Raw genomic sequence first — 21,157 nt, 5'->3', positions numbered from 1 at the left:
TTCATCAGAAGTTCTCAAATATTATAGTTGCCACAAATTCTGCCATCTTAACAGGGACGGCATTCCCTATTTGTTGTTCAATTTGAGCATTGGAGCCCTTAAATTTATAACCATTTGGGAAGGTTTGAAGATAACTCCTCTCTATATATGACAAAGCTCTGATTTTTGAATAATCAGTACATTTGTCCGCCGGGTGAAACTTATATGTGGCAGGCATGGGACGATTGACTCCTCTAATCGTTGAACTTGGTTCGTCAATTGAAAATATCGCCCTGCGATTGTAACTCCGAGGGTGCATATAATAGAAATCCGTTCCTAATGTTTCGCCTAAGTATTGTCTTACAGTAGTATGGCTTGTACTTAATTTAGAATCTATGATCTGATCTAAGAAATTGTCTTTAGCACCCATTTTCCCTATTACAAAGCATCTTTTCCTTTGTTGGGGTACTCCCATAAGGCTCGCATCCAAGATTCGGATATTTAATCCATATCCAGCTTCTGAAAATATTTTTATTGCCTCTTGAAAAATCGGTGATTTTTGGATATTATACACGTTCTCCATCACAAACCATTTTGGAGCCAAAGAGGTGACTGCTTTAGCGTATGACAAAGTAAGATTCGCCCGATTTCCAAGAAAATCCCTTTTTCCTGCTATAGAAAAATCCTGACATGGTGGACCACCGATTATTATGTCTATATCCCTGTCTTTTAAGTGGGAAATTATTCTATCGCTATCTGAAAGATCAAGAGATGTTATGGGATGATTGAAGTTGGCAGAATAGGTTGCAATCGCAGGAGCCCAGTTGTCAAAAGATTCTATAATATCAAAGCCTGCCTCTTGAAATCCAAGAGACATACCGCCACATCCACAGAATAAATCAACTAATCGAGGCATAGATATATTCTTTTAGAGCGGTTGCTACATATTTAGCCAAATTGACTGGTACGGCGTTTCCAATCATTTGGTTAACAACTGTCTTAGATCCTTCATATCTAAAATCTTTAGGGAATGTCTGAAACTGGCTTCGTTCTTCAATAGTCAAAGTACGAATTGAATCATTCATTGGAATGGGATCCCCAGGATGCCCGGGGTATCCTTTTGGAACAGGGCGATCTACCCCTCGGACTGTCATGGCGGGTTCATATATACTGAATATTCCGCGCCTACTATATGAACGAGGAACCCGAAAGTAATATTCAAAGCCTAATGTGTCTCCAAAGTAGTCGTGTAATGTTAGAGATTTAGTTGCCAAGTGCTTTTTCAAAAACGGCAACAATGCCTCATCAACTCCGCCAAGATGACCTATCAAAAAGAATCGTTTTCGCTTCTGGGGCACCCCACATAAGCTTGCATCAAGAACAAGTTCACTGAGACCATAACCAGCCTCCTTGAATTGGCGTTTTATGATTTCAAGTTTTTCGCTCTTTTTGATTGTAGGGACATTTTCCATAACGAAAAAGCGAGGTAGTATCTTGGTGATTATATCAGCATACGATAAGGTGAGATTGGCTCTGCCAAGAGTCTCATCTCGATGTCCTGCACTCGAAAAATCTTGGCAAGGGGGACCACCAATAATAACATCAGGTTTGTGTGACGCTATATCAGACACGTCTTTGGTGTCAAGAAGATCTCGTTTATATATAGGATGTTGGAAGTTGAGGCGATACACAGCAATTGCAGGATCCCAATTGTCGTAGGATGCTACAACATTGAATCCGGCTTTCTCAAATCCCATGGACATGCCACCACATCCACAGAACAAATCCACAACTTTCAGTTCTGAATCTCTCATAACATAAACTTCCTTATAGTGCTGACCGGAGACCAAGCCGTTAGCATCTACAAGGAAGCTTAAACTATATTTTTAATATTAGTTCTATCTTACATAATTGGTCTATTGTCAGCATAAAATGTGCTGATTGCAAAGTTAGCATTTTTTTACGACATATCGGATATGGAGAGAGTTAAAACTGATATATCGGACAGTTATTAACGTGAGTTCGACATAAGTAATCAGAACAACGTCAGTTGCTTGTCAGCGACAAATTCCAAAGAGATAGACGGTTTCTTCGGGAAGAAACAATATGCAGCTATTGCACTCAGGGCATTGGTTATGAAATTTGCGAAAGACCGATGTCTTGAGTGTTCTATCTGAGCGATGTTCTTAAGTTCGTCATTAACAGATTCAACCAAAGCCCTTTTGCGAAGCATAATCTTGTCGGAAACAGACATCAGCGAGTTCCTCATGTTGTTCTTGACTTTTGTGATAAGCTGAACTCCATTCATGAACAGAAACTCAAACAGTTGCTTGCCGATATATCCTTTATCTCCACAGAGCTTGCCCTTTACATTTTCAATAAATGACTCTGAATACAGAGGCTGACGGTCATCGACATTGCCCGGTGTAAACATAAAGTTCAGAATCTCACCTTTGTCATTGATGATCAGGTGCAGCTTAAAGCCGAAGAACCATCCCATCGAGCATTTGCCCCGCTGGGCTATACCTTTGAAAGTCTTGTGTATAAGTATGCGTTGGTGTTTGCAAACTCTCAACGGTGTTGAATCAACATACGCAATGCCGGAACAAGTCCCAAGCAATACTTCTTTGATGAATACCGTGAGTGACAACAGCACGGACTTTTGCAATTCAACAAATCTGTTGTAGGATACTGTCTTGGGGAACAAGTGCGTAAGATGCTTGCAGACATACTGCATGTAAAAGTGTTTGAGGCATCGGAATCCCTTACTGTGAAAAAGAATCAGAATGGTAATGACCTCGGCATCGGAAAGCCGTCCCAGCTTATTGCGATGCTTCCTGCCATCACTGAGCTGATACTTTTTGAGTTCAGAAGAAAAATACTTGCAGAAATCATCGGCAAGACAGAAAATTTCAGTAATTTTGTTCTCGGTAATCATAGCGCAAATTCTTGTAAATCTTGCAATTAGGCACTGTAAATTTACGGTTTTTTCGCGAGAATGCCAAGAAAATCAGCCATTTAGTGTAAAACTAAATGGCTGATTGTTTTATTGGTGAATGGTCTATTGCTTATATCGAACTCACGTTTATTAATCTCAATTTTACTCTCAAAACGCCAATTCCCTCATACGTTTGGAGAGGGTATTGACGCTTTTGTTATTACTTTTTTCCTATGCGGTGCGAGCGGAGGAAGGTGTCGAGGTCGGCGCGGTTGACGTAGATTTTGCGGCCTATCTGCGAGAAGGGGATGAGGCGTTGATCGCGGTAGTTCTGCCATGTTTTTGGTGAGATGCCGAGGAGTTTTCGCGCCTCTTCGGATTCGAGCCAGTCGCAGTTGGAGCTGCCTTTTTGGGTTTTCTCGACCATGTCGGTCAGTCGGTCAAGTTTCTCATGCAATGATTGCCATTCTTCTTGGGGAATTAGGAGCATGAGGGGCGGTGGTGTGTTGTTGGAATAAGAATTCCTCAATGATTTGGGCATATTCTATTTGGAATTTGAGAACAACATCCGTATTGTTCTCGAATTGCTACCGTCAGCACGGATGCGGACGGGTATGGCAGCATTTATCCGACACTTCGCAGTGCCGCTTCCCTCACTGCCGGGAGGGGCTTCGGATGCTCACTCATCACCGGTTGCCGACAGCCTGACGGCCATAGGGCTATAGATACCTATCTATATAGGTAATTAGATCGAAAGCTATATTGCTATATATTAAGAGAGGTAAATTCAAATACTGTTGCATACATCGTTCGATAAGAAGTTCCCAACAAACATAAATCCAAAATAAGGTTGAACTCTATGGAAGGACATACACAGGCAGTTTTATGGATAGACCTGTCTCTACATACATTCAAAGAACTCTCTTCAGCAATCTTCCCATATACGTGTCTAACGATGTCCATCCGTGTGTATCTTCATAATTATATCGTGACATGAAGACAGATATCTGGGTCAAATGCTCTGCAAAGATAACAAAAAAGAAGGGCATTTCCAAATCTTAAAATCTTTCAAATTTTTGAGTTTCAGATACTTGGCGCATTTTGGCGCGGTTTGGCAAGCAAACGCACCGATATAAGGCAAAAACTTTAACATTTCCGGAGTGAAGATTTTTTCGGGAGTCAGTCCGGATTTGGCAGTCTCGGAAATTTTTGCTATCTTTATATCAAGCTTCCATGCTCATTCAGCCTCATGAGAGAGGCCGCACACAAGAAAACCGAGGCAAAGAGGGTCAACCGGACTCTGATTCTCAAACCTCATTTTTTCTTATCGAATTAGATGTACACGTGTACATAGCAAGGTGTCTTTTCGGGGTCCGAAAAGGTTTTGAGGGACCCACTCCCACAAAACAACCTTGCAAGGTTGTGAACGCTCCAAAGTCGCGTTCACCATCTACAAACTGCGTTGCCTCAGGCTGGAGTGGAAGTGAAACCGTTGAATCAGACATTCAATGGCAGAAAATTTCAACAAAGGAGGGCGACCGCCTGTCGCCAACAAATGTATTCACTGCGTCAAAGTGCGCTTTGATGACCTCGAATGGGACAGCTTCATCGGGATGATGGAGAAAGCCAATCAGGATGTGAAAGCCACTTTTATCAAACAACTGGTGTTCTCGCGCCCGTTCCGGGTGCTGAAAACCGACCGCTCACTTGCAGTATTCTGCGCCAAACTCTCGGAATTTTTCGCCCAGTTCCGCACTGTCGGGGTCAATTATGACCTTGTTGTGAAGGAACTCAAGTCGGGATTTTCAGAAAATAAGGCTATGACAATGCTCTACAAGCTGGAGAAAGCCACATTGGAAATGACCTCGGTTATGCACGAGGTAAAAGAACTCGCCAAGCGATTTGAGGCACAATGGTTGCAGCAACTCAACCAATCCTAAACTACATCAAGTAGTAAGGCCTCATTAAAACAGCATCGGCAGGGAGCATCACTCCTTGCCGATGTATTATGGATTTTGATTATTTCGCTGATTATTCTATACCATTCCATTGGTGCCATCGGTGCCAACATTGAATTTATTAGTGACATTATCTATGAAACGAAACTTTTTACTATGACATTGGTGGAATCATCTATGACATCAAACATCGGCCATCTCAGCACTAATAACCGGAGTCTTGGCGGTTAGCATTCATTATGGATTTCATCCTGAAACACAGTTATGAAGGGCGTTTGTTAAAAACTCGTATTCTCTTCGGTAACGCTCAACGCGAGCAAAGTCTTTCGCTGTTGGCTGTGGGATACGGGTTAAATCCATGTTGTTCTCCAGATCATGCATCTTGACTCTCAATGCAAGACGGTTTTCTGATATATGTGCGATATATTCTTCTCTTGAAGATGCAGTATGATGATTGAGGAGATTCAGTGCATTTTTTAGTTCTTCACGTTCTTCATCGGTTATAGAGTGGGTTACTTCGCATGGATATACATCAATGTCTTCCATCCACTCTTCCCACCAATTCTCTTCCGGATTTTCAACCACTTTCGATATTTCTGCATCAAGCATTCTCAGAACATCCTCAACAGTCACATCGCAATCCTCGGAGGCATCATGTAGAAATCCCACAACCTTTTCTTTCCAATCGAATCCTCTTGACGCTACTTTTAGAAGGTGTGATTCAAAATAATCGTTACCTCCTTTATCCATTTGTCCAGTATGCAATTTATGAGCCACCGATCCGGCGGCATACACGATTTTGGTCATCTATCCCATATCATCTTCAAGGCGTTCAATGCGCGCCTTCGCTTCCTTCGGATCAAAAGTAGCGATATAATTATAGTATTGGCGCATTAACGTCTCGGTATCTGATCGTGGATCCATAAAATTGAAAAGAGTGTCCATATACCCATCCATATAGTCCAGATCTCTTTCTTGCGTAGCGATAAATCCAGCAAGCATAGTCTTAACTTGCCGAAATTGTGCGTTATTGATCTCTATGATAGGGCGGAACGCCTCAATCAATTCTTTAGAGATTACTGAGCCTTCCATATTTGCTTCCCTTCAATTATCACATTTATTCAATGACTTCCCATGTCCCGGATTTCTCAGAACCTACACGACGGATGCGTCCATCTGATTTTAGTGTATCAATAATTCGGAATAAGGTTCTTCTCGGAATGTTTAGTTGTGATGAGATTTCTTTGATGCTTATACGCTTGTTTTTACGCATTAGATTCACAATCGCATCTTCACGAGATATTTCATCGGTGCCACTATTAGTGCCATCGGTGCCATTATCGGTGCCAAATTCAGATTTATCGGTGCCATCGGTGCCACTTTCCGTAGTGTTCACTATAATTCTAGGCGTTTTATCGGTGCCATCGGTGCCATTTTCTATGACATCAGCATTCTGAACAATAACTTTGAATGTGGTATAGTCACCGAGAAGAAATTCCGCAGGGTTGCTCTTATTTTCTTCGAGAAGTGTTGATACAGTATTTACACCGCTGCCGAAACGATTGACATAACCCAGATTCAGCATTATCTCGGCTATATTAGGGTTGCGATAGTCGGTTTCATTAGGAAAGTTCTCCAAATTGACTTTGCCGTATAAATTACCGGGGTTGTCAATCTCTATGCGGTCGTTGTATTCGTAGAATTTTATCGGGGAGTTATTACCATTATAGGCGCGGTGCATTACGGCATTCATTGCAAGTTCACGGATTGCCTCCCAAGGATAGTTAATGCGTGGTTCTTCGCGAAGGACACTCACAAACTCCGGGCGTTTGCTCTCGATGGAATATTTGATGAAATACTCCAGCTCTTTTAGCATTGAAATCAAATTGCCTTTGAAGCGGTTTTCCTTCAATACTTTTGTCGCACGAGTAGTTCCTGCAAATTTGACATACTGAATGTATGCTCCCGGAATAAAATACTGCGGGTCGTGTCCTAACAAAAGAATACCGGCATAAGTCGGACAGTTGAAACGAGTATCGAAAAGTCGCAAAGAAGCAAGCTGCTGAATTACGCTGCGCTTATCCTTCGCTAAAGTAACCGGCGATACAGCCTTCGGCAAATACTCATTCTTGAACAGATCTATGTCAATGTCATCAATGGTAGCTTCGCGACATGGACGACCATCGAAAGAAGAACTGTGAATCTGACCCTTTTCGGTCAGGATGCGCTCTTCCTCAGTATTTGCCTCTGCCTTTCTTGCTCCAATTCTAATCCAGATAACGCCTTTGTATCGCACGGGAGTATCTTCGCTTGGCTGAACTTCAATGACGGCAACTTCTCCTTCTGGGAATGTCTCCTTATAAACCATCATTGCGGGAGGCGGAAGAATTGTTCCGGTATTACGTAACCCAGCATATGAACGCAACTGTGCATCGCTAAAAGTCAGTCCATCAAGATTACCGTTATCGTCGGCACCTATGAGAAAATAACCGGGCTTATTCGTATTACGAATGTCATTGGCAAATGAGCAGATAGCCTCCGATATTTTCTTGGTGTTATCGGTGGACAATGTGCGCTCCACGCGCTCATTCTCTATGTCGCTCAACAGCGACTGTATTTCTTCTTTTGTCAGAGGCATATCGTTTCTTTTCAGGTTGCAAAATTACTCATTTTTCGTGGATTACACAACTCTCGGTAAATATAGACTAACAATATATTGGCACTGCTTCAAATAGTTATGTCTTTGGTTCGGGTATCTGAACAAATAAAACCGCTATTACGAATTGTAGTTATGACACTATTAGGATTGACTATTTGTCGGGATTTATATGGACCCTTAGATGCTGAGACAACATGTATAGAATTTTGTGAACAGATCTCCGGCCTAAAATTATTTATTGACCCATGATGAGGTATCTGGATTATGTCTGTGTGAGACCTCAATCGTCCGTATATATTTGCAAGCTCTTTATGATATTTCTTGGCATTATAGTCTCCTGTATAAAGGCAGCCATGACACAAATCTTTTCGTCCACTCCATACCACCATACTGTAATCATTCAGATTTTCAATCTCATTATTCGTTAATACCTGATCCAATGATTTTTTCAGGGAGGTACCTTTTTGTTTGAGAACTGAGATTATCTCATCAGTTGTTGCAGTAGGTGGCAGTCCCAGCTTTTTCATGAACGTGGCAATCTCGGCATCATTTAGCAATCTTCTATTATAAATTATGTATATCCAATCATTGATAGTAAAAATCTGAAATCTACTGGGTACAGTCGCACCATTCTCAATATAACTCAGATTTATTTCTTCGCTATCTTGTATCCTATCATTAATATTGTTGTCCCTATCGGTTGCATCAACGAATATCACATTTGTTTGAGGTGAAACATTGCGTATATAAGCCTCCGGATCTATAATAAAATCAGATAGAAACCTGTTACTTGTAGAAGAACTATTGATAACTCTAGTTAGATTAGGTATCATAGGTAATATCACCCGTCTAACTTGTGTATATTCTTGTAAGAATCTTAGCAGCCCATTTACATGATCTTTATCATAATGGGATATAAATATATTATCTATAGGTATATCCCGGGGGTAGGCTTTAGCCGCCCTGTCAATGGCATTATTGACAAGTCGTTGGTTTGTACTTCCACAATCATACACACTTATTATATCGTTGGTATGTTCCATTCCGAACAAACCATTACCCACTCTATAAAAGGTTCTCTCTACAATTTGCATTATAGTTAATTCTTTTTATAATAGCTATTTAGAAAATAAACGCCTGTCTCTGGCTCCCTATAGAAAAATATTACTGTCCGCTAAACCATAAAAAGGCGAGTCCAACTTCCTGAACGGCAGAAGTTGGGCTTACTTTTTGTATTTGACAAGCCCCCTCAGCAGTTTTCAGGAACTTCGGGAGGCGATTCCGATGCTTCGGCGAGCATGATTTTCAGGTCTGCATCGGGCTGATTGAGGAACTTTTCGAGATTCAGGTAATACATCAGCACAATTCTGACGATTGTAGCCAGCCCTGAGAAGCTCCAACGTCTTTCGAGTTTGCTTTGAAGTACTGACAGCAGCAGATTTGCGATGAGTGTAACCCATATCTGGATTTTGATGGCGTTGGCGCTCTCGCCATAGAAGTATCTCAAGGGGAAGTTCTGTTTGATCTGCTTGAAAAGAGACTCTATCTGCCATCGGCGGCGGTATATCGCCACGATTGTCTCTGGCGGCATGTCGAAGTCGTTGGTCAGAAGCGATATGAGTTTTGGCTTCCCGTTCTTCTTGATGTCAACGTATGTAATTATTCTGGCGATGTGGTTTATACCGTCTTTACGGAACACCACGACCTGTTCACGGTATTCCATCAGTCCCTGCGGATTCTGATGCATACAGTCTACAAGTACCTCATAACTGAGGTTTTTCTTCATTTTGGTGACATATACAACGCCACGGTCCGTCAGTTCCTCAAATTTGGCATAATTGATATAGGCGCGGTCAAGAGCGACTATCTCGTTGTGGCTGTAATGGCTCGGAGCAAGCATGAAAGAGTCATTGGTGGCCGCCGAAGTGAACTGCACATCGCAGGGAACCCCCTCGTTGGCGTGTATGACAGAGTGTACCTTTATGCCGCCTTTCTTCTTTCCCGTCTTGGGGTGTCGACCAACGCCCTTGAAAATAGCGTTGGAGAACAATGTGATTGTAGTGGAATCGATAATCCTAAGCTGCTTTATCCACTCTTCCGTGCCGTTGCGTCTGCTGTCCGATGAAAGAATGTCTTTGTTGGCTGCATACAGGTCGCGATAGACATCCTCAAAGAACTTCTCTGACCGTCGGGCATTTGCATCCGACAGGGTGCTGCGCTTTGGTACAGTATCAATTCCGACATGGTGCAGTTTGCGAACCTCCGCTGTCATAGATGTCTCTATCTCACGCAATGAGTCGAAGCGCTGGATCACGGCATAGAGCATCGTAAGCAGATGCGTATAGCCGTCAAAGCTCTTTACATACTTCTCTCCGCCGTGTTTTCGGCTGAATTCAACAATTTTTTCACGATTGAGTGATTTTATCAGCTGTCCATATATCGGCTGTCCGAAGAAATTACTACTTTTACTCATGGTTATTCATGGATTGTTTGGCGACACCAAAATAACCATTTAGGGCTGACTCCTGCAATAGGTGTCAGCCCTAATTTTTCAATCGCTCAAAAAAAGTTTAGCGGACAGTAATAATAGAAAAATGCGAGCATTTTTCCATCTGATAACTCTTGTACTGCTTTATATTTACAACCTTCTCCCGTGCGAAGTCTAAATGACATTGCAATAAGGTACATAAGGTGATGGATATCAAATATATTATGTACATAGATACCTGTTGATAGGTTTTGATTGTCTATTGAGAAATGTTTTAAAGTATGAAGAAGTCCTCCAACAAAATCATTCTTTGCATCATTGTCTTTACTCGGAAGTATTTGGCGTAGAAGATCAACTCGCAATATGTTGTCACTAAAAATTCCATTCTCACGGTACACTATATAACAACATAAATGATCTGTCAGAAACTGAATATAGTCTTCAATTGAACCAAAACGTTTATATCCACTAACATTATAGAGGGCCTCAATTACATCTGAGGCGTTTCCTGTCCCAAAATTATCAGGATATTCTTGTAATGCGTTTTGAATACCTTGATAGATTACTCGTAGAAATGTACTATTAAAAATCATATAAAATTGAGTGTCAGCATCAATTTTATAATTATAAATATCTACTATTGAAAACCCAAATTGAAAGATATTTAAGGGTTCTTTCTCTTGATTAATCCTTTCTTTATTTTTATGGTTCCAAAGATCCTTTAAATGAGGTTCAATGAACTCCATTAATTCGGTATATTCCTGTTTAGATATGACTTTCATAATTTATTTATTGATTGCGCTGATAACAGCCATGATTTGTTCTGGAGACATACCTTTCAGCAGTGCGATGGCTTGCTCCTCTTTTGATAGTCCATTGAGGATGTCCTCGGCTTGTGGTTTTGGTGTGGGTTTCTTTTTGAAAAGAGTTCGCAGCGTGTTGTCCGTCTTGGATGTGTCGAAGCTACCCATATATCGCTCGGTTGTAGCGAGGTTGCTATGGCCAAGAATATTCTTGATAGCGGAACTTTCTGCCCCGGCCTCTTGCGCGATGTGCGCGAAGGCGTGCCGACTGATATGCATAGTAAGATTGGTGGTAATCTCCGCCTTTTCTGCAATCTTCTTCAGATATTTATTGATAAGGGCATTTTTGGCCGATATTTGCTGATAGAGTTGATGACGCAGTTCCGGCTTCATTCTGTCCTTATCTGCCTGGGTGACAAATTTTGCAAACGGTGCATCATTGTCAAGCAAAGGGAAGATATAATCATCCTGTTTGACATCATCATTATGATAATACCGAAGTATATCCAAAGCCTGATCGACAAGCAAGAGGTCTCGGTCTTTATGGTTCTTGCCCATTTGGTAGTGCAGTCTGCCATTCTCCGTTACGTTACGCCACCGGAGTTGAATCAAATCGGCAGCACGGATTCCTGCGCAATAATAGCTGAACAAGAAATAATTCTTACAGTGCCAAATCAGGGAGCCTTCTTCCAATTCGAGCGCGATGATACGCTCCATCTCGGTGTCGCTCAGTTTTTCTTTCGTTGTTTTAACTCCTTTGTACTTAAAAACAAGAAATGGATCTTTCGATGCCTCCATTATACCGACCTCAATAGCGCGATGAACCAGTGTGCGGAGTATATTGAACTGCACCTCGATAGTGTTCGGGTGCAACAGTTTCCCCGGCTCACGCTCATTTTCCCACTTGTGGAGAAAGTTGTCAAAGCGAGTCAATAGCTCAACCGTCATGTCGGCAACAGTAATGTCAGCCATACGACGTTTCTTTCGGAAGGCATCCATCTTATTGATAAGCCCACAATACTTACGCCAGTTGCGCCACCCGCCGTTATCATATATCATCTGAGCCCGCTCACGCGCAAAAGCTAGAAACGAAGGTGAAACAGCCTCGGTGTTCATCTCCTTGGCAAGAGCGACGGTCGTTACCTCACCCTCCTTGTCGAGTTCTTTATATGTTTCCTTCGCCTTGGCGAGAATATCGGCCAGTTGTGCATTGAGAACCTTTGCGTCGCGGACACCGCCACGTATCCAATTCTCGCTTTTACATTTAGCATTAAAATCAGAAGGTCGGGTAATCTCGACCATCGTCTTGATAAGTTTTCTTTTGCCGCCGACAGTCACACGAAGATACACCACATATGTCTTGTTCTTGGTCGGTCGTCCGTTGAGTTCAAATCTGAATGTCACCATTGGAGAGAATATTAGAGTTATAAATACGATTAGAGGCAATTTTGCCTGTAACAAAGGCAAGGTTTGCCCCGAATCCAGATGCAAAGGTAACTCAAAATGATTTTACAGGCAAATTTACAGGCAAAATTCCGCTATTTTAAGCAATTCAAAGACTCTCTAAAATCTGTAATATTTTTGTAATACGCTAATATAGAGTAATATATAAAAGTATTAGAAAGTAATAGAATGCAGTTTTAGTAGTTCTGTTCTGGGCACTGTAAGATCCCGTAACTCATTGAAAATCAAGAGTTGCGGGATTTCTCTTTTAATTTTTGTCCTCCTTTTGTCCGGCTCAAGCCGAAAGTGCGGTGCATGAATTTTGGGAAAAGTGTTAAATTTGCGTCATGAAAACCAGTGATGCATTTTGGCAGTTTTTACCCGAAGGCTTAAACGAGCTGTTTGAGATGGTCAGGTTTGAAAAGACAGACCAATCCTACGACATATGGCTTGACGAGAAGAAGAAATTGTCTGATGAGGATTTTCGTAATCCCCATATCGTAGCGAGAGGCTACACGGACTATGTTACCGTACAGGACTATCCCTTGCGGGGTCGTCCTGTGTATCTGCATATGCGCAAGAACAAGTGGTGGGACAAGAAAACAAACGAGATATTCTCCTACAACCTTGAACTTCCCAACGAAGAAGGGACACGACTCAGTGCCGAGTTCGTGGCTTTTTTAAAAGACGAAGGTGGAGACGACAGCCCTGTCGATTAAGCACATAGCGCGGATGTACTGCGTAAGCGGCAAGTATTTTGCTGACTTATACCGCAATAAGCTGAGCGGCTACGCCCAGTGGTGCGAGAGCGAACTCGGTTGCGGATTCTACTTCAACGCCGCCAACATCGGCCCGTACATGAGCCTTGACGAGACCTGTCTGAGCAACGGGGAGGTATGGACTTTCCTCACCAACAAGGACGGTCATGGCGGCCCCGGAACGCTGGCGGCGGCCATTCCCGGCACCAGGAGCGATGAGATAATATCGATTCTTATCGGCGCGATGGGAAAATCAGTCAGACGCCGGGTGAAAGAAGTGACGTGCGATCTGTCGCCGTCAATGATGCTCATTGCCGCCGAGGTTTTCTACAACGCACACGTTGTCAACGACCGTTTCCACGTACAGCAGGTCTACAACGAGGCTGTCGATGAAATCCGTGTCGACATCCGCCGTCAGCTCATAGCAGAGGACAATTCCCGCGACAAGTCCGAGCCGCCGATGACGTACTCCAACGGCGAGACCATGCGTCAGATACTTGCCCGCAGCAAGCACACACTGATGATGTCGCAGAACAAATGGACTGACATACAGCGACATCGAGCCAACATTCTATTCAAGCACTATCCGATACTCAAAGCTGCGTATCAGCTCGCGATGGAGCTACGCCGCATATTTAATCTGAAAATCTCACCGACCAAGGCATTAGGGAAGATGAACAAATGGTATGAGAAAGTAATGGCATTGGACAACAATAACTTCCGTTCCGTGATCAAGACATTCAAGAACCATGCCCCGACAATAATCAACTACTTTCGCAGGAGGGCCACCAACGCCTCGGCCGAGGCATTCAACTCAAAGGTCAAGATCTTCCGATCGCAGATGCGTGGAGTAAGAGACCGAGACTTCTTCATCTTCCGATTGGTCAAACTCTACGCCTAAAATTTAACACTTCTAATTGCCCAATTTAACATATGCACCGTGCTTTCGGCTTGAGCCCAATTAATATGAATATAATTGCTATCTTTTGTTATGTTTTAGGACATATCCGGGGTCAAGCCGAAAGCACGGTGCATGAATTTTGAGAAAAGTGTTAAATTTGTGGCATGAAAACCGCAGATGCAATATGGATGTGCCTGCCCGAGGGCATGGACGAACTATTTGAAATGGTGCGCTTCGAGCGCACGGAACAGTCCTATGACATATGGCTTGACGAAAAGAAGAAACTGTCTGATGAAGACTATCGTAATCCAAATATCGTAGCGCGAGGCTATACGGATTATGTAACAATACAGGACTATCCGATGCGTGGACGGCCTGTATTTCTTCACATGCGCAAGAACAAGTGGTGGGACAGGCAGACCAACGAAATCTTCAGCTACAATCTCGAACTTCCCAACGAGGAAGGAACACGACTCAGCGCCGAGTTCGTGGCTTTTTTAAAAGACGAAGGTGGAGACGACAGCCCTGTCGATTAAACAGATAGCGCAGATGTACTGCGTCAACGGCAAACATTTTGCCGACTTGTACCGCAATAAGATAAGCGGTTACGCCGACTGGTGCGAACAGGAGCTTGGCTGTGGGTTCTATTTCAACGCCGATAATATCGGCCCTTACATGAGTCTTGATGAGACGTGTCTGAGCAACGGGGAGGTATGGACGTTCCTGACCAACAAGGACGGCCACGGAGGCAAGGGAACACTTGCGGCAGCCATTCCCGGAACAAAGAGTGACGAAATTATATCCATACTCATCGGAGCTATGGAGAAATCAATCAGACGCAGGGTCAAGGAAGTGACCTGCGATCTCTCGCCATCAATGATGCTCATAGCCGCAGAAGTGTTCTATAACGCCCATGTAGTCAACGACCGTTTTCATGTCCAACAGGTCTATAATGAGGCCGTTGACGAAATCCGCATTGACATTCGCCGACAGCTCATCGCAGAGGAAAACAACCGCAACAAGTCCGAACCGCCGGTAACGTACTCCAACGGAGAGACCATGCGCCAGATACTGGCCCGCAGCAAACACACTCTGATGATGTCGCAGAACAAATGGACTGACATACAGCGCCATCGTGTCAACATACTGTTCAAATACTATCCAATGTTGAAGGCTGCATACAGCCTTGCGATGGAGCTGCGCAAGATTTTCAACGCTAAAATCTCACCGACAAAAGCCATGGGGAGGATGAACAAGTGGTATGAAAAGGTAATGGCATTGGGTAACAACAACTTCCGCTCGGTAATCAAAACATTCAAGAACCACGCCCCAACAATCCTGAACTATTTCCGTCGTCGTGCGACCAATGCCTCTGCCGAGGCATTCAACTCTAAAGTCAAAATATTTCGCTCACAAATGCGTGGTGTCCGGGACCGCGACTTCTTCATCTTCCGATTAGTCAAACTCTACGCCTAAAAATTTAACACTTCTAATTGCCCAATTTAACATATGCACCGTGCTTTTCGGCTTGAGCCCGATTAGTCAAACTCTACGCCTAAAAATTTAACACTTCTAATTGCCCAATTTAACATATGCACCGTGCTTTCGGCTTGAGCCTGAACTACTTCCGTCATCATGCGACCAATGCCTCTGCCGAGGCATTCAACTCTAAAGTCAAAATATTTCGCTCACAAATGCGTGGTGTCCGAGACCGCGACTTCTTCATCTTCCGATTGGTCAAACTCTACGCTTAAAAATTTAACACTTCTAATTGCCCAATTTAACATATGCACCGTGCTTTCGGCTTGAGCCCATATCCGACTCTTTTGGTCGTTGCATTGTGCAGGCGTCGACTTTCCTTGTGCGCAAAATTAATAAATAGATCGCCGGGATTATTGGTGACCATTTGGGGAATCTTTAGGAAGAAATATTGTCGTTGTCGTCGGGATTCTACAGTCTGAACGAATATAGACTAAGGTTCGTAGGAGAAAAGAAAAAGCGCTGTGTCAGATGTTGACACAGCGCTTTTGGGTGGTGACTCCTACAGGATTCAAACCTGTAACCTTCTGATCCGTAGTCAGATGCTCTATTCAGTTGAGCTAAGGAGCCATCATTGGGGAGAGGGGAGATGTTGGTGACTCCTACAGGATTCAAACCTGTAACCTTCTGATCCGTAGTCAGATGCTCTATTCAGTTGAGCTAAGGAGCCATCATTGTGCAAATTTCATGAAATCGCTCTCGATCTCGTTTGCGACTGCAAAGTTAATATCTTTTTTGGTAGTGGCCAAATTTTTTTACGACTTTTTTGCTGTTAATAATCTTCGCTGGTCGCAAAGTATTGAGCGTCAGTGTTTGTTGTTTTTTGGCTACTTAGGTTTTGGCGCGGGCTATAGATGCGTCGTTGCTGCTAAATAGCGGTTACGATAAGGAATCTTGTCTTGCAATTGACACAGAAAATGGTTAACTTTGTCAGCATAAGTGGTGATATAGATCGACCCGGCGGGGCAAAATCCGCATTCGGATGCATCTATCCGCGCATCGATGAAGTGATGTGATCATCGTAGTCGAGGCGTTATGCTGTGTCGGGATCGAGTTTGTGTATGACCCACTGTTTACTGATGAGTTTAATAATATCAACAGACTTTTGAAAGTTACTAAATACTTGATGAATAGATTCAGCTTATTCGCGGCCTCGGCAGTGTGTGTCGCTTCAGTCGCAGCCTCGGAACCTGCCGGCCACTTCATAATACTGCACACCAACGATACGCATAGCCGCATTGATCCTGATGCGTCGGGGCGTGGCGGCGTATTGCGTCGTCAGGCGCTTATCGATAGCGTTCGTAATGCGGAAGCCAATGTGTTGCTTGTCGATGCCGGCGATGCCGTGCAGGGCACGCTTTATTATTCGCTCTTCGGGGGCGAAGTGGAGCGCAAGATGATGAATGCTCTCGGCTATGATATCCAGATTCTTGGCAACCATGAGTTTGACAACGGCATGGAGGCTCTGGCGCGGGAGTGGGGGCAGCTGAAGGCATCGCGTCTGACCACCAACTATGATCTGACCGATACGCCTCTCGACTCAATGTTCAAGCCCTACGAGATCCGCACGGTCGGCGACCGGCGGATCGCTTTTATCGCCATAAATATTGATCCGGACGGCATGATATCGGCGTTCAACAGCAGGGGAGTGAAATATCTCGACGGTATAAAGGCGGCCAATGCCACGGCATGGCATCTCAAACACAACGAAAAGGTTGATATGGTGGTGGCACTGACGCATATCGGACATGCTGTAGCCCCCGGTTATACCGACATGGATCTTGCCCGAAACAGCGAGGATATAGATCTCATCATCGGCGGACATTCCCACACGCTCGTCAATCCTTCCGATCCTGAATCGCCGGCATGGTTCGCGCTCAATGCCAATGGCGACAGCGTGATCATAGCCCAGGCCGGATCGACTGGCGCCTATGTGGGCAAGGCCGACATAGATCTGGCCGATCTTAAGGTGACAACTTCGGTTATACCGGTCGATTCGCGTCTTGACGATCGGGTGAATCCTGCCGTGGCCGAAATCCTTGAGCCTTATCGGTCGACGGTTGACTCGATTCTGTCTATTCCGGTGGCTGAGGCGTCGGCTCCGTTGCGCAAGGCCGACTGGGGGTTGGTCAATCTGATCAGCGACCTTGTCATGGAGATCGGTACACGCCTCAATGGAGCGCCTGTGGATATGGCAATAATGAACCGGGGCGGCATACGGTGCGATCTCGACAGCGGCACGATAACAAAGGGTGCGGTCATGCAGATGCTTCCGTTCGACAACCATGTGGTGGTGATAGACGTGACCGGAGCCGACCTGCTTCAAGCTTTTGAAGTAATGGCCGGGCGCAAGGGCGACGGCATCAGCGGAGCCATGGCGGAGATCGATCCCTTGACGCTGACATGCCGCGAAGTCCTGGTCAATGGCAGGAAGATCGACCCATTGCGGAGATATAAAGTCGCCACCATCGACTACCTCGCTCTTGGCGGCGATTTCCTTAGCAGTCTGAAGAATGCCGCTATAGAGAAACGTAGCGAGGCGTTGCTTTACGACGATGTTATCGGACTTCTCGCCGGAAAGTCGAGCCTCGGAAAGAGAATAACTCCTGACACTGCCGTGAGGATGCCGATCGGCGACAAACAGTAATCTTAGGAAATCTAAATATGAAGATACCGGGTTTTATAAGATATATGGCCTTGGCGTGTGCCTGTATTGTTGCCATACCGGGCATCAACCGCGCCACCGGCGTCACCCCTTCGTCGTCAGACTTTGAAGAGGCTGGCGAAAGCGCTCGCTGGGCTGATTCAGTGATGGCCTCCATGAGTCTGCGCGACCGTGTGGCGCAACTGATGGTGCCGAGGTTTGATATTGCCTACAATGCAGCCGGACAGTCGCAGCTGCGCAATGTTGTGGCCCGACAGAAGGTCGGTGGCATATTGCTCGGCAAAGGCAAAGCGTCCGACTATGCCGGACTGATTGATTTCGCCGGATCTGTGGCTGCGGTTCCGTTGATGGTCACACTCGATGGCGAATGGGGTCCGGCCATGCGTGTGACCGACGCGCCGCGCTTCCCCTATAACATCTGTCTGGGAGCTATTGCCGACGACAATCTGCTGTATGACTACGGACGCGAAGTGGCGAGACAGTGCCGCGAACTTGGCATAGGAGTCGACTTCGCCCCTGTGCTCGATGTCAATTCCAACCCGCGCAATCCGGTCATCGGCTATCGTTCGTTTGGCGAGGATCCCGAGAGGGTAAGCCGTCTTGGAGTGGCTTTTTCGCGTGGACTGGCCGATGGCGGCGTCATGCCTGTCGGCAAACATTTTCCCGGACACGGCGACACGGATACCGACTCGCACCATGCGCTTCCGGTGCTCAACCGCACGGCACAGCAGCTCGAACAGACCGAACTCGTGCCGTTTCGCGACTATATCGCTGCCGGTATGCCGGGCATCATGACCGGGCATCTGACCGTACCGGCTCTGGATCCGACCGGGACGCCGGCATCATTGTCGGCCGCCATCACCACAGGTCTGCTCAAAAAACGCATGAAATTCAACGGTATAGTGTTCACCGACGCTTTGGCGATGAAAGGAGCGAAAACCTCCGACGAAGCCAACAATTGTGTGGCCGCTCTGAAAGCCGGCGCCGACGTGCTGCTGCAGCCCCGCTCGCTCGTCAGCGACATTCAGGCCGTAGTAGCGGCGGTGAAATCTGGCGAGATCTCTGAAAAACAGGTCAATAATAGCTGTCGCAAAATACTTGTGTGGAAACATCGGTCAGGCCTCGTGAATTCCGCGCGCCCGAAAGTGGCTGGGATAGCATCGCGGCTCAATTCCGATGCCGCCAAAGATATGATAGAACGGCTTGCCGAAGCATCGATGGTCTGTGTGCGCAACGATGGCGGCCTGATTCCTGTAGGCGCTCTTTCTGACCGGAAGATAGCCGTGGTGACGCTTGGTGCGGCGGCCGAGAATACTTTTAGCGAATATTGCCGCAAATACGCCCGTATCACAGCCTATGGATTTACCACCGGGCCGATTCCGGCGGCAAAGATAGCCGAGATCAACAAATCGGATCTGGCCATAGTGCTGGTGACCACCTCATCGTCATGGGCTGCCGCTGCCCTGAAGCAGATCGACACACGGTCTAAGGTGGCTGTGGTGCTTGCCAACCCCATCAAGATCTCCGGCCTGTCGGCGGCGCTCGGCAGTTATGGCGCAGTGCTTGTCGGCGGCGACGACATAAAGGCTATGCGCAAGGCTGCGGCTCAGGCCGTGTTCGGAGGCATAGATGTCACCGGGCGTATGCCGGTGGCCGTTCCGGGGCTTGCTCCGCTTGGAGCCGGCAGTGATATCGTATGCACCCGTCTTGGCTATGCCTCGCCTCAAGCCGTGGGGCTTGATCCCGACCTGACGCGCCGCATTGATTCGATAGCACGCGCCGGAGTGGCTTCCGGAGCCTATCCGGGCTGTCAGGTTGTCGTGGCGCGCAGAGGCAGAGTGGTTGTCGACGCGGCTTATGGCAAACTGGAGCGCGGAGGTGCCGATGTGACGGGCGAAACACTCTATGACGTGGCGTCGATGACCAAAGCCACTGCAACCGTGGCCGGACTGATGAAAGCTTATGACGAAGGACTGTTTCGGCTTGACGATCCGATCTCGCAATATATCCCCGAACTGACTGACACCGAAAAGTCCGACCTTACGCCGTCGCAGCTTCTCTATCACGAATCGGGAATGCCGGCGATCATCAACGTAAGCAAAGTGATGATGGATCCGGCCAGTTACACCGGTCCGCTCACCAAGGGCCGTCAGACGGCAGGCTATGGCATACGTATTGCATCGCGCGTCTACGGCAACAGCAGCGCACGCATGCGCCGAGATATTACAAGCCTGTCGGCCACCAAAGACAATCCCATAGAGATAGCCTCCGGCATATATGGCGGGACAACTCTCCGTGACACGATAATGAGCCGGATATATCAGGCGCCTCTCCGTGCATCCAAGTCATTTCGTTACAGTTGCCTCAACTTCTGTCTTCTCATGGAGATGGAGGAGAACGTGACCGGTACCGATCACGCCCGTTGGGTCAGGTCGGAGATTTTCGGGCCGCTCGGCGCATGGCACACCGGCTTCCGGCCGCGCGAATATTATTCCCTGTCAAAGATAGCGCCGACCGAAAACGATGCCTTTTTGCGCCGTCAGACCGTCCGCGGATATGTCCATGACGAGATCGCAGCCTTTTCAGGTGGAGTGCAGGGCAATGCCGGACTGTTTTCCACCGCGTCGGATGTCGCCAAATATTCGCAGATGCTGCTCAACGGCGGTGTCTATGGCGGCGAGCGCCTGCTGAGTGCCGCAACTGTAAGAAAATTCACCGACAGCCGCAGTCAGGGGGGCAAGCGCGCCCTCGGATTCGACCTTATGGGCAATCCGCTGAGCAAGGATGATACCGACGGCTATTCCATATTCGGTCATACCGGATTTACGGGCACCTGTTTCTGGATCGACCCGGAAAACGAACTCATTTTCGTGTTTCTCTCCAACAGAGTAAATCCCTCGCGCCACAACCGGGCTTTCACGCGGCTCAACCCGCGAGGACTTATGATGAAGGCTATCTACGAATCCATCAAAGGAGCATCGTAGACCCACACATCAACTGCCGGCTGCATCTTACACTACAATATA

General features: G+C 46.0%; 19 protein-coding genes and 2 tRNA genes. 8 read left to right on the top strand and 13 right to left on the bottom strand.

Going from position 1 to position 21,157, the window contains the following annotated elements; genetic code table 11:
* Positions 1-4: 4 nt before the first annotated feature.
* The 4 genes from NF347_RS06755 to NF347_RS06740 form a co-directional block, all read right to left on the bottom strand.
* On the bottom strand, positions 5-895 hold the full coding sequence (locus NF347_RS06755) for a DNA cytosine methyltransferase (protein ID WP_107036866.1): 891 nt from the start codon (positions 893-895) through the stop codon (positions 5-7).
* Positions 879-1,793: a DNA cytosine methyltransferase gene (locus NF347_RS06750; RefSeq protein WP_107036875.1), complete on the bottom strand. Its 915-nt coding sequence runs from the start codon at positions 1,791-1,793 to the stop codon at positions 879-881. The genes NF347_RS06755 and NF347_RS06750 overlap by 17 nt, the downstream gene beginning before the upstream one ends.
* 221 nt (positions 1,794-2,014) lie before the next feature.
* Positions 2,015-2,917, bottom strand: coding sequence for an IS982 family transposase (locus NF347_RS06745; protein WP_107036936.1), 903 nt, complete (start codon positions 2,915-2,917; stop codon positions 2,015-2,017).
* A gap of 220 nt (positions 2,918-3,137) precedes the next feature.
* Positions 3,138-3,407 carry a helix-turn-helix domain-containing protein gene (locus tag NF347_RS06740; protein WP_107036937.1) on the bottom strand — a complete coding sequence of 90 codons (270 nt, stop codon included), beginning with the start codon at positions 3,405-3,407 and terminating at the stop codon, positions 3,138-3,140.
* A 1,018-nt stretch (positions 3,408-4,425) separates the two neighbouring features.
* Here NF347_RS06740 and mobA point away from each other — a divergent pair.
* Complete coding sequence (gene mobA, locus NF347_RS06735; RefSeq protein WP_107036938.1) at positions 4,426-4,857, top strand: conjugal transfer protein MobA; 432 nt, start codon at positions 4,426-4,428, stop codon at positions 4,855-4,857.
* Between the two features lie 264 nt (positions 4,858-5,121).
* On the opposite strand, the gene NF347_RS06730 is transcribed toward mobA, so the two are convergent.
* From NF347_RS06730 to NF347_RS06700, 7 genes are all read right to left on the bottom strand, one after another.
* On the bottom strand, positions 5,122-5,682 hold the full coding sequence (locus tag NF347_RS06730; protein WP_107036939.1) for a phosphohydrolase: 561 nt from the start codon (positions 5,680-5,682) through the stop codon (positions 5,122-5,124).
* A complete protein-coding gene (locus NF347_RS06725) occupies positions 5,683-5,967 on the bottom strand; it encodes a hypothetical protein (protein WP_107036940.1) in 285 nt (94 codons plus the stop codon).
* Between the two features lie 25 nt (positions 5,968-5,992).
* Entirely contained in the window at positions 5,993-7,513 is a 1,521-nt protein-coding gene (locus NF347_RS06720; RefSeq protein ID WP_107036941.1) for an ATP-binding protein, read from the bottom strand.
* A gap of 89 nt (positions 7,514-7,602) precedes the next feature.
* Positions 7,603-8,577, bottom strand: a complete 975-nt coding sequence (locus NF347_RS06715; RefSeq protein ID WP_133166454.1) for a ComEC/Rec2 family competence protein — start codon at positions 8,575-8,577, stop codon at positions 7,603-7,605.
* Positions 8,578-8,783: 206 nt separating this feature from the next.
* Positions 8,784-10,007: an IS4 family transposase gene (locus NF347_RS06710; RefSeq protein WP_068960910.1), complete on the bottom strand. Its 1,224-nt coding sequence runs from the start codon at positions 10,005-10,007 to the stop codon at positions 8,784-8,786.
* 86 nt (positions 10,008-10,093) lie between these two features.
* Complete coding sequence (locus tag NF347_RS06705) at positions 10,094-10,804, bottom strand: hypothetical protein (protein ID WP_107036943.1); 711 nt, start codon at positions 10,802-10,804, stop codon at positions 10,094-10,096.
* A 3-nt stretch (positions 10,805-10,807) separates the two neighbouring features.
* Positions 10,808-12,232, bottom strand: coding sequence for a site-specific integrase (locus NF347_RS06700; protein WP_107036944.1), 1,425 nt, complete (start codon positions 12,230-12,232; stop codon positions 10,808-10,810).
* A 383-nt stretch (positions 12,233-12,615) separates the two neighbouring features.
* On the opposite strand from NF347_RS06700, the gene NF347_RS06695 reads away from it, so the two are divergent.
* The 5 genes from NF347_RS06695 to NF347_RS06675 all read left to right on the top strand — a co-directional run bounded on the left by NF347_RS06695 (position 12,616) and on the right by NF347_RS06675 (position 15,681).
* Positions 12,616-12,987, top strand: a complete 372-nt coding sequence (locus NF347_RS06695) for an ISAon1 family transposase N-terminal region protein (RefSeq protein ID WP_107037119.1) — start codon at positions 12,616-12,618, stop codon at positions 12,985-12,987.
* Positions 12,962-13,927 (top strand): ISAon1 family transposase, encoded by a 966-nt coding sequence (locus tag NF347_RS06690; RefSeq protein WP_289744932.1) that lies wholly within the window; start codon positions 12,962-12,964, stop codon positions 13,925-13,927. The genes NF347_RS06695 and NF347_RS06690 overlap by 26 nt, the downstream gene beginning before the upstream one ends.
* A gap of 164 nt (positions 13,928-14,091) precedes the next feature.
* Complete coding sequence (locus tag NF347_RS06685) at positions 14,092-14,463, top strand: ISAon1 family transposase N-terminal region protein (protein ID WP_107037111.1); 372 nt, start codon at positions 14,092-14,094, stop codon at positions 14,461-14,463.
* A complete protein-coding gene (locus tag NF347_RS06680; RefSeq protein WP_237613087.1) occupies positions 14,438-15,403 on the top strand; it encodes an ISAon1 family transposase in 966 nt (321 codons plus the stop codon). The genes NF347_RS06685 and NF347_RS06680 overlap by 26 nt, the downstream gene beginning before the upstream one ends.
* 116 nt (positions 15,404-15,519) lie before the next feature.
* Positions 15,520-15,681 carry a transposase gene (locus tag NF347_RS06675; RefSeq protein ID WP_107037110.1) on the top strand — a complete coding sequence of 54 codons (162 nt, stop codon included), beginning with the start codon at positions 15,520-15,522 and terminating at the stop codon, positions 15,679-15,681.
* A 278-nt stretch (positions 15,682-15,959) separates the two neighbouring features.
* On the opposite strand, the gene NF347_RS06670 is transcribed toward NF347_RS06675, so the two are convergent.
* Together NF347_RS06670 and NF347_RS06665 are read right to left on the bottom strand one after the other, a co-directional pair.
* Positions 15,960-16,036, bottom strand: a tRNA-Arg gene (locus NF347_RS06670).
* Positions 16,037-16,059: 23 nt separating this feature from the next.
* Positions 16,060-16,136, bottom strand: a tRNA-Arg gene (locus NF347_RS06665).
* A gap of 456 nt (positions 16,137-16,592) precedes the next feature.
* Between NF347_RS06665 and NF347_RS06660 the strand changes: the two genes are divergently transcribed.
* Positions 16,593-18,113: a bifunctional metallophosphatase/5'-nucleotidase gene (locus NF347_RS06660; protein WP_290377014.1), complete on the top strand. Its 1,521-nt coding sequence runs from the start codon at positions 16,593-16,595 to the stop codon at positions 18,111-18,113.
* 17 nt (positions 18,114-18,130) lie between these two features.
* Positions 18,131-21,115 (top strand): glycoside hydrolase family 3 N-terminal domain-containing protein, encoded by a 2,985-nt coding sequence (locus tag NF347_RS06655; RefSeq protein ID WP_107681493.1) that lies wholly within the window; start codon positions 18,131-18,133, stop codon positions 21,113-21,115.
* The last annotated feature ends 42 nt before the right edge of the window (positions 21,116-21,157 follow it).

It is taken from the genome of Paramuribaculum intestinale, assembly GCF_030759015.1.
In the GTDB taxonomy this organism is placed as follows: domain Bacteria; phylum Bacteroidota; class Bacteroidia; order Bacteroidales; family Muribaculaceae; genus Paramuribaculum; species Paramuribaculum intestinale.
This window is presented reverse-complemented; position numbering and strand designations above follow the sequence as displayed.

Coding starts and splice junctions, on each gene's coding strand:
- NF347_RS06740 (WP_107036937.1), bottom strand. CDS start 3,407: ATGCTCCTAATTCCCCAAGAAGAATGGCAATCATTGCATGAGAAACTT.
- NF347_RS06715 (WP_133166454.1), bottom strand. CDS start 8,577: ATGGAACATACCAACGATATAATAAGTGTGTATGATTGTGGAAGTACA.
- NF347_RS06685 (WP_107037111.1), top strand. CDS start 14,092: ATGAAAACCGCAGATGCAATATGGATGTGCCTGCCCGAGGGCATGGAC.
- NF347_RS06695 (WP_107037119.1), top strand. CDS start 12,616: ATGAAAACCAGTGATGCATTTTGGCAGTTTTTACCCGAAGGCTTAAAC.
- NF347_RS06655 (WP_107681493.1), top strand. CDS start 18,131: ATGAAGATACCGGGTTTTATAAGATATATGGCCTTGGCGTGTGCCTGT.
- NF347_RS06675 (WP_107037110.1), top strand. CDS start 15,520: ATGCACCGTGCTTTCGGCTTGAGCCTGAACTACTTCCGTCATCATGCG.
- NF347_RS06725 (WP_107036940.1), bottom strand. CDS start 5,967: ATGGAAGGCTCAGTAATCTCTAAAGAATTGATTGAGGCGTTCCGCCCT.
- NF347_RS06705 (WP_107036943.1), bottom strand. CDS start 10,804: ATGAAAGTCATATCTAAACAGGAATATACCGAATTAATGGAGTTCATT.
- NF347_RS06710 (WP_068960910.1), bottom strand. CDS start 10,007: ATGAGTAAAAGTAGTAATTTCTTCGGACAGCCGATATATGGACAGCTG.
- NF347_RS06660 (WP_290377014.1), top strand. CDS start 16,593: ATGAATAGATTCAGCTTATTCGCGGCCTCGGCAGTGTGTGTCGCTTCA.
- NF347_RS06700 (WP_107036944.1), bottom strand. CDS start 12,232: ATGGTGACATTCAGATTTGAACTCAACGGACGACCGACCAAGAACAAG.
- NF347_RS06745 (WP_107036936.1), bottom strand. CDS start 2,917: ATGATTACCGAGAACAAAATTACTGAAATTTTCTGTCTTGCCGATGAT.
- NF347_RS06750 (WP_107036875.1), bottom strand. CDS start 1,793: ATGAGAGATTCAGAACTGAAAGTTGTGGATTTGTTCTGTGGATGTGGT.
- mobA (WP_107036938.1), top strand. CDS start 4,426: ATGGCAGAAAATTTCAACAAAGGAGGGCGACCGCCTGTCGCCAACAAA.
- NF347_RS06755 (WP_107036866.1), bottom strand. CDS start 895: ATGCCTCGATTAGTTGATTTATTCTGTGGATGTGGCGGTATGTCTCTT.
- NF347_RS06720 (WP_107036941.1), bottom strand. CDS start 7,513: ATGCCTCTGACAAAAGAAGAAATACAGTCGCTGTTGAGCGACATAGAG.
- NF347_RS06730 (WP_107036939.1), bottom strand. CDS start 5,682: ATGACCAAAATCGTGTATGCCGCCGGATCGGTGGCTCATAAATTGCAT.